Origin of the sequence: Micromonospora sp. KC723 (genome assembly GCF_004348595.1) — a bacterium.
Classification (GTDB): Bacteria; Actinomycetota; Actinomycetes; order Mycobacteriales; family Micromonosporaceae; genus Micromonospora.
On sequence record NZ_SMKD01000188.1, the window covers coordinates 1 to 8,402 of the forward strand.

At 72.5% G+C, this 8,402-nt stretch carries 7 protein-coding genes; 4 read left to right on the forward strand and 3 right to left on the reverse strand.

Annotation, left to right across the window (positions count from 1 at the left end):
• Nucleotides 1-57: 57 nt before the first annotated feature.
• The 3 genes from E1165_RS26410 to E1165_RS26420 all read right to left on the reverse strand — a co-directional run bounded on the left by E1165_RS26410 (nt 58) and on the right by E1165_RS26420 (nt 2,449).
• Nucleotides 58-753: a winged helix-turn-helix domain-containing protein gene (locus E1165_RS26410; RefSeq protein ID WP_132394436.1), complete on the reverse strand. Its 696-nt coding sequence runs from the start codon at nt 751-753 to the stop codon at nt 58-60.
• 217 nt (nt 754-970) lie between these two features.
• Complete coding sequence (locus E1165_RS26415) at nt 971-1,642, reverse strand: DUF305 domain-containing protein (protein WP_132394437.1); 672 nt, start codon at nt 1,640-1,642, stop codon at nt 971-973.
• A gap of 6 nt (nt 1,643-1,648) precedes the next feature.
• Nucleotides 1,649-2,449 carry a DUF3105 domain-containing protein gene (locus E1165_RS26420; RefSeq protein ID WP_132394438.1) on the reverse strand — a complete coding sequence of 267 codons (801 nt, stop codon included), beginning with the start codon at nt 2,447-2,449 and terminating at the stop codon, nt 1,649-1,651.
• A 100-nt stretch (nt 2,450-2,549) separates the two neighbouring features.
• Between E1165_RS26420 and argS the strand changes: the two genes are divergently transcribed.
• The 4 genes from argS (at nt 2,550) to thrC (ending at nt 8,284) form a co-directional block, all read left to right on the forward strand.
• On the forward strand, nt 2,550-4,214 hold the full coding sequence (argS, locus tag E1165_RS26425) for an arginine--tRNA ligase (protein WP_132394439.1): 1,665 nt from the start codon (nt 2,550-2,552) through the stop codon (nt 4,212-4,214).
• A 171-nt stretch (nt 4,215-4,385) separates the two neighbouring features.
• Entirely contained in the window at nt 4,386-5,798 is a 1,413-nt protein-coding gene (gene lysA / locus E1165_RS26430) for a diaminopimelate decarboxylase (protein ID WP_132394440.1), read from the forward strand.
• Nucleotides 5,799-5,806: 8 nt separating this feature from the next.
• Entirely contained in the window at nt 5,807-7,120 is a 1,314-nt protein-coding gene (locus tag E1165_RS26435; protein WP_207917046.1) for a homoserine dehydrogenase, read from the forward strand.
• 114 nt (nt 7,121-7,234) lie between these two features.
• On the forward strand, nt 7,235-8,284 hold the full coding sequence (gene thrC / locus E1165_RS26440) for a threonine synthase (RefSeq protein ID WP_132394442.1): 1,050 nt from the start codon (nt 7,235-7,237) through the stop codon (nt 8,282-8,284).
• The last annotated feature ends 118 nt before the right edge of the window (nt 8,285-8,402 follow it).

Below are 8,402 nucleotides of genomic sequence, written 5' to 3' on the forward strand. Positions count from 1 at the left end.
CGCCCGACCAGTCCCGCCCGTGCCTCGGAACGAACATGGGTGGCGGCGGATGTGGGATCAGGCGGCCAGGAGGGTACGGCCGCAACTGGGCAGGGGGTGCAGGGCGATGCGGCGGGGCAGGCGGCGCGGCCACTCGTTCTTCGGCCACGAACCGTCGACGATCAGGTGCACGGTCCGCTCCTCGACGCCGCTGAGGCGCAGCACGAACTCGCGGGGGAGCGGCGGGTCCACGCTCGGCGTGGTCACCATGAACCGCACCCGGCCCCGCGACGACACCGCGGAGATCACGTCCGCGGCCGGCATGGTGCCGCGCAGGCGTACCCGGCCGATCCAGTAGACCTCGGCGGCGTGCTCCTGGGCGGCCCGGGTGATCGCCGGGTACTCGCTGCGTACCCAGCGCTCGACCGCGCCCACGCAGAGCCCGCAGGCCCGCTCGCGCGGCTCCCGTGGGCCCAGTCCCCAGGCCCGCAGGTACGCCCCGACCGTGCCGGGATCCATCGCCAGCGCGAACTGGCGCTGGATCAGTGCGGTGAGGCTCTGCCTCGTCCACAGCTCCTCGTCCAGCCCGAACTCGTCGGGATGGACCCCCCGCAGGGCGTCGATCAGTTCGAGTTCCTGTTCGCGGCTGAGCGTTCCGGGCTCGCCCTGCCGGTGTCCGCGACGGACGGCTGCCACCGCTCCGTCACCGCCGATGGTGTGGCGTCGGCACCAACTGGTCACCGAACGCCGCGCGTCTCTCAGTGCAACCCCCACGTCCTGCGCAACGAGCCCGAATCGCGACTGGTCACGATATGTAGGTAGAAAAGTATCTCAACCCGCACCTCGTGACAGATGGTGTATAAGTCGCAAACCGGGCAGGATGGGGTGGTCCTCCGGGCCAGCGGCGGCACCAGCCCGGCTGCGCCGCGTACGACAAAGCGGAGGCCCGCGTGCCGCCGGAGCGGTACGCGGGCCTCGAAGCGGCAGTCGGTCAGCCGCCCAGACGCTTGAGCGCGTTCTGCAGGTTGATCAGGTCGGTCTGCTGGGTGTTCTTCATCGTCTGGGCGACCCGGAGCACGTCCTCGTCGCCGCCGGCGTCCAGGATCCCCTGGATCATGTGGATGCCACCCAGGTGGTGATCTCTCATCAGCTGGAGGAAGAGCACGTCCAACTCCCGGCCCTCGGCGGCGCGTAGCTTCGCCATCTGCTCCGGGGTGGCCATACCGGGCATCAGCCCGTTGCGCACGCTGGCCCGACCGTCCGGCATCCAGGCCATCGGCGGCTCGGAGCCGGTCGGATCCAGCCCCCAGGAGCGCAGCCAGGTCTGCATGGTGCCGATCTCGCCCTGCTGGCCGCTGGCGATGTCGCCGCCGATCTGGCGCACCTCCGGGTCCTGGCCCCGCTGGAAGGCGATCAGCCCCATCTCCACCGCCTGCGCGTGGTGGGTGGTCATGTCCCGGGCGAACCCCGCCTCGGCGGAGGTGTCGCCCGGGCGGGTGAGCCTCGGGGTCAACAGGCCGCCCGCGTACCCGAGAAGGAGACCGACCACGACGGCGGCGGCCACCGCCAGGATGCCGAAGCGGCGCGCGGGCCCCCGGTCACCGGCCACCGTCACCGGGGTCTCGGCCACGTCGCTGTCCGTCGTCGTCGTGGGAGCGGTCATCGTCGGTCACCCCTGCGTCGAGGCGCCGGCGTCGCGCGGGGTGGTGCCGGTGGCCGTGATGCCCTGGTTGCACAGCGCCGTCGGCCCCTCGATGGAGGCGTTCACCCGCAGCGTCTTGATGAACTCGTCGATCCGGCTGTCGTCGGCGTTGTCGACCTTGAGCTGGTAGCCCCAGGCCTGGAGCGAGATCGGCTTGTCCAGGCCCTCGAACGGGCTGAGCATCGTCTTCTCCACGCCCTGGACCCGGGCCCGGAGCTTCGCCACCTGGTCGGCCGGCAGGTCGGGACGGTACGTGATCCAGACCGCGCCGTGCTCCAGGCTGTGCACCGCGTGCTCGTTGGCGATCGGGGCGTCGTAGACGTCACCCATGCAGTTCTGCCAGGCCCCGTTGTGCGGGCCGGCCACCGGCGGGTTGATGTCGTACTTGATGGTGCCCGCCTGGTGCTGGCCGCCCTGCACCAGTTTCTCGTCCTTCGCCCGGTAGTCGACGATGCCGTCGATCTCGGCGGCCCGCTTCTCCCACGGCTTGGAGCCCTGGAAGACGGCCCACGCCCCGTAGCCGATGATCCCCGCGGCGAGCACGCCGACGGCGACGAAGAGCGCGATCGGGCCCCAGGCGCGACCCTGGCTCACCTTCACCGGCGTCACGGGCTTGCGGGGGCCCTTGCCGCCGGAGGTCTGCCGGGGGGTGGCCGACTTGCCCGCCCCGGGCTTGGCGCCGGCCGCGGGCCGGCCGGCCGCCGGCTTCTTGCCGGTGCTGACCACGGTCGGGCGGCGCTCCGGGCCGCCCGGGGTGCTGATGCTCATCGTGCCTCGTCAGGTCGGTCGGTCAGGGGATCTGGCGGGCCGGGTGCAGATGTTGGGTCGCCGCCGCGGTGCCCGAGTCTACCCCCGCTAGCATGGTTCGGTGACTCCCGCAGAACTCGCCCAGGTCGTCCTCACCGCAGCCCATGCCGTCTTCACCGAGCGAGGGCTGGACCCGGCCGTGCTCCCGGCGGCGACGACGGTCGAGCGACCGCGCAACCCGGAGCACGGAGACTACGCCTCGACGCTCGCGTTACAGCTGAGCAAGAAGGTGGGCCTGCCGCCGCGGGAGCTGGCCACCGCGCTGGCCGAGCAGCTCGGCCGGGCGGCCGGGGTGAAGTCTGTCGAGATCGCCGGCCCCGGCTTCCTGAACATCCGGCTCGACGCCGCCGCAGCCGGCCAGCTCGCCCGGGTGATCGTGGAGGCTGGCGAGGAGTACGGCCGCAGCGACCGGCTCGCCGGCCAGAAGATCAACCTGGAGTTCGTCTCGGCCAACCCGACCGGCCCGGTGCACATCGGCGGGGTCCGCTGGGCGGCCGTCGGCGACGCCCTGAGTCGGCTGCTGCGGGCCACCGGCGCCCAGGTGGGCACGGAGTACTACTTCAACGACGCCGGCGCCCAGATCGACCGGTTCGCCCGGTCGCTGCTGGCCGCCGCCAGGGGCGAGCCGGCCCCCGAGGACGGCTACGGCGGGGCGTACATCGCCGAGATCGCCGAGGCGGTGCGGCGGGTCCGGCCGGACGTACGGGACCTGGACGACGCCTCGGCCCAGGAGGTCTTCCGGGTCGAGGGCGTCGCGCTGATGTTCGCCGAGATCAAGTCCTCGCTGGCCGGGTTCGGCGTCGAGTTCGACACCTACTTCAACGAGAAGGACCTGCACGACCGGGGTGAGCTGGAGCTCGCCCTGCGCCGCCTGCGGGAGCAGGGCCACATCTTCGAGGCCGACGGCGCGACCTGGCTGCGCACCACCGACTTCGGCGACGACAAGGACCGGGTGCTGCGCAAGTCCAACGGCGAGTGGACCTACTTCGCCGCCGACTGCGCCTACTACCTCGACAAGCGCGAGCGCGGCTTCGAGCGGGTCGTGATCATGTTGGGGGCCGACCACCACGGCTACATCGGCCGGATGAAGGCGATGGCGGCCTGCTTCGGCGACGACCCGGAACACAACCTGGAGATCCTCATCGGCCAGCTGGTCAACCTGGTCCGGGACGGGGTTCCGGTGCGGATGAGCAAGCGGGCCGGCACCGTGGTCACCCTGGAGGATCTGGTCGACGCGATCGGCGTGGACGCCGCCCGCTACGCGTTGGCCCGCTACTCCAGCGACTCCCCGATCGACATCGACGTGGAGCTGTGGACCCGGGCCACCCGCGACAACCCGGTCTACTACGTGCAGTACGTCGCCGCCCGGACGGCCGGGGTGAGCCGCCAGGCCGCCGAGCTCGGGCTGACCCGGGGCGACGCCGACGCGTTCCGCCCCGACCTGCTCGACCACGACAAGGAGAACGAGCTGCTCAAGGCGCTCGCCGAGTTCCCCGCCGTGGTCGCCGCCGCCGCCGAGCTGCGGGAGCCGCACCGGGTCGCCCGCTACCTGGAGGACCTGGCCGGGGCGTACCACCGGTTCTACGACAACTGCCGGGTCACGCCGAAGGGTGACGAGGAGGTCAGCGACGTGCACCGGGCCCGGCTCTGGCTCAACGACGCGACCCGGGTGGTGATCGCCAACGGCCTGCGGCTGCTCGGCGTCTCCGCCCCGGAGAGGATGTGACATGCGAGCGCGAGGAGTGAGCTTGCGAGCCCCGCAGTCGCGAAGCGGAGACTCGCCTATGCGAGCGCGAGGAGTGAGCTTGCGAGCCCCGCAGTCGCGAAGCGGAGACTCGCCTATGCGAGCGCGAGGAGTGAGCTTGCGAGCCCCGCAGTCGCGAAGCGGAGCCCGCTGATGCGCGCGCACGAGGCCGGCGCCCTGCACGGCGATCTCGGCCAGCGGGGGCCGGCGTGGCTGCGTACCCCCGCCGACGTCAACGCCCTGGTGCCGCAGCTGTGGCCGCGCAACGTCTCCCGGGCGGCGGACGGCGCGCTCGCCCTCGCCGGCCTGTCGGTCCGTGACCTCGCCGCCGAGTTCGGCACCCCGGTGTACGTGCTGGACGAGGACGACCTCCGCTCGCGCTGCCGCGACTTCCGCGCCGCGTTCCCCACCGAGGACGTCTACTACGCCGGCAAGGCGTTCCTGTGCCGCGCGGTGGTCCGCATGATCGCCGAGGAGGGGCTGCACCTCGACGTCTGCACCGGCGGTGAGCTGGCGACCGCGCTGTCGGCGGGGATGCCGGCGGAGCGGATCGGCTTCCACGGCAACAACAAGTCGGTGGCCGAGCTGACCCGGGCGCTGGACGCCGGGGTGGGGCGGATCATCCTCGACTCGTTCACCGAGATCGACCGGCTCACCGCGCTGGCCCGCCAGCGGGGCGTCCGGCCGAGGGTGATGATCCGGGTCACCGTCGGGGTCGAGGCGCACACCCACGAGTTCATCGCCACCGCGCACGAGGACCAGAAGTTCGGCTTCTCGCTGGCCGGCGGGGCGGCGGCCGAGGCGGTCTTCCGGGTGCTCGACGAGGGTGTGCTGGAGCTGCGCGGCCTGCACTCGCACATCGGCTCGCAGATCTTCGACGCCAGCGGCTTCGAGGTCTCCGCCCGCCGGGTGCTCGCCCTGCAGGCGCAGATCCGCGACGCGCGCGGGGTGGAGCTGCCCGAGTTGGACCTCGGTGGCGGCTTCGGCATCGCGTACACCACCCAGGACGACCCGGCGGCCCCGCAGGATCTCGCCAAGCGGCTCCGCAAGATCGTGGAGTCGGAGTGCGACAGTGAGCGGCTGGCCGTGCCGCACCTGTCGATCGAGCCCGGCCGGGCCGTCGTCGGGCCGGCGGTGTTCACCCTGTACGAGGTCGGCACGGTCAAGTCCGTGCTGCTGGGCGCCGGTGGTGACGCCGCCGCCGGACGTCGTTGCTACGTCAGCGTGGACGGCGGGATGAGCGACAACATCCGCACCGCGCTCTACGACGCGTCGTACTCGGCCACCCTGGCCGGTCGGGCCTCCGCGGCGCCGCCGCTGCTCGCCCGCGTGGTGGGAAAGCATTGTGAGTCCGGGGACATCGTGGTGAAGGATGAATTCCTGCCCGCCGACGTGCAGCCCGGAGATCTTGTCGCGGTGCCCGGCACAGGTGCGTACTGCCGGAGCATGGCCAGCAACTACAACCACGTGCCCCGTCCCCCGGTGGTCGCGGTGCGTGACGGCCGGGCCCGGCTGATCGTTCGACGGGAAACCGAAGAGGACCTGCTCGCTTTGGATGTGGGATGACGTCACCTGTGCGTTTGGCGCTGCTCGGTTGCGGGACCGTCGGCGGTGAGGTGGTCCGGTTGCTGCACGAGCAGGCGACCGACCTCGCCGCCCGGATCGGCGCGCCGCTGGAGATCGCCGGCATCGCCGTACGCCGGGTCGGACGGGATCGCGGCAACCTGCCGGTCGACCCGGCGCTGTTCACCACCGACCCGCTCGGGCTGATCAAGCGCGACGACGTGGACGTGGTGGTCGAGGTGGTCGGCGGCATCGAGCCGGCCCGGAGCTGGCTGGTGGAGGCGCTGCGGGCCGGCAAGAGCGTGGTCACCGCCAACAAGGCGCTGCTCGCCGAGGACGGGGCGACACTGCACGACGCGGCCGCCGAGGGCGGCGCCGACCTCTACTACGAGGCCGCCGTGGCGGGGGCGATCCCGCTGCTGCGCCCGCTGCGCGAGTCGCTGCACGGGGACCGGATCAACCGGGTCACCGGGATCGTCAACGGCACCACCAACTTCATCCTCTCCGCCATGGACGCCACCGGCGCCGGCTTCGCCGAGGCGCTGGAGGAGGCGACCGAGCTGGGGTACGCCGAGGCGGACCCGACGGCCGACGTGGAGGGCTTCGACGCCGCGGCCAAGGCCGCCATCCTCGCCTCGCTGGCCTTCCACACCCGGGTCACCGCCGCCGACGTGCACCGCGAGGGCATCACCGAGGTGACCGCCGCCGACGTGGCCAGCGCCAAGGCGATGGGCTGCACGATCAAACTGCTCTGCATCGCGGCCCGGGGCGTGGACGCCGCCGGCCGCGAGACGGTCAGCGTCCGGGTGCACCCGGCGATGATCCCGCTGACCCATCCGCTGGCCAGCGTCGGCGACGCGTTCAACGCGGTCTTCGTCGAAGCCGAGGCGGCCGGGCAGCTGATGTTCTACGGCCGGGGCGCGGGCGGCGCGCCGACGGCCAGCGCGGTGCTCGGCGACGTGGTGGCGGTGGCCCGCAACCGGCTCGCCGGGGCGCGGGCGGCCAGCGAGTCCGCGTACGCCGACCTGTCGGTGCGGCCGATGGGGGAGGCACTCACCCGCTACCACATCAGCCTGGACGTGGCCGACCGGCCGGGCGTGCTGGAGTCGGTGGCCGGGGTGTTCGCCCGGCACGAGGTCTCCATCGCCACCGTGCGGCAGGGTCCGGCCGGTGGTGGCCCGGCCGGTCGGGGCTCCGAAGCCGAACTGGTCATCGTCACCCACGTCGCGCCGGACGCCGCCCTCGCGGCGACCGTGCGGGAGCTGCGCGGGCTGGAGATCGTCCGGTCGGTGGCCAGCGTGCTGCGCGTCGAGGGCGGGGCGTGACGCGGCGTCTCGCCTGATGGTTAGGGGTGGGTGTGGTGTGTGGCGGTCCGGAAGGCTGGGCCACCCTGGAAGGGCCCCGACTCCGAGCGGGGCGGCAGAGGCGAGGAGAGCGACATGTGGCGGGGTCTGATCGAGACGTACCGGGACCGGTTGCCGGTCACCGACGCGACCCCGGTCGTCACCCTGCACGAGGGGAACACCCCGCTGCTGCCCGCTCCGGTGCTCTCCGCCCGGCTCGGCTGCGACGTCCACCTGAAGGTGGAGGGGGCGAACCCGACCGGTTCCTTCAAGGACCGCGGCATGACGGTGGCGGTCTCCAAGGCGGTCGAGGCCGGCGACAAGGCGATCATCTGTGCCTCCACCGGCAACACCAGCGCCTCCGCCGCGGCGTACGCGGCCCGCGCCGGGATCACCTGCGCCGTGCTGGTGCCGCAGGGCAAGATCGCGCTGGGCAAGCTGGCCCAGGCGCTGGTGCACGGCGCCCGGCTGCTCCAGGTCCAGGGCAACTTCGACGACTGCCTCTCGCTGGCCGCGAAGCTCGCCCAGGACTACCCGGTGGCCCTGGTCAACTCGGTCAACATCGACCGGCTGCACGGGCAGAAGACCGCCGCGTTCGAGATCGTCGAGGCGCTCGGTGACGCCCCCGACATCCACTGCCTGCCGGTCGGCAACGCCGGCAACGTCTCCGCCTACTGGATGGGCTACCAGGAGGACCTGGCGGCGGGTAACGCCAGCAGGGCCCCGAGGATGTACGGCTTCCAGGCCGCCGGGGCGGCCCCGATCGTGACCGGCCAGGTGGTGCCGGAGCCGTCCACGATCGCCACCGCGATCCGGATCGGCAACCCGGCGAGCTGGACGAAGGCGATCGACGCCCGGGACGCGTCGCAGGGGTTGATCGCCGCGGTCACCGACCGGGAGATCCTGTCGGCGTACCGGCTGCTTGCCCGTGAGGTGGGGGTCTTCGTCGAGTTGGGCAGCGCGGCCAGCGTCGCGGGTCTGCTCCAGCAGGCCGCGGCGGGCCGGGTTCCGGCGGGCTCCACGATCGTCTGCACGGTCACCGGCCACGGGCTGAAGGATCCCGAGTGGGCCATCTCCACCGCCCCGGCCCCGGTGACGATCGCCAACGACCCCCTGGCCGCCGCCCGCTCCCTGGACCTGGCCTGACCCTGCCGCCGGGCCGCGCCGACCCTGTTCGCCGCAGGTGGTGGTGCCGCCGACCGGGGCAACACTCCTTGCCGCCACCAGAGTGGATCATGAGGTGGGCGGCCGAACGGACGGGGTG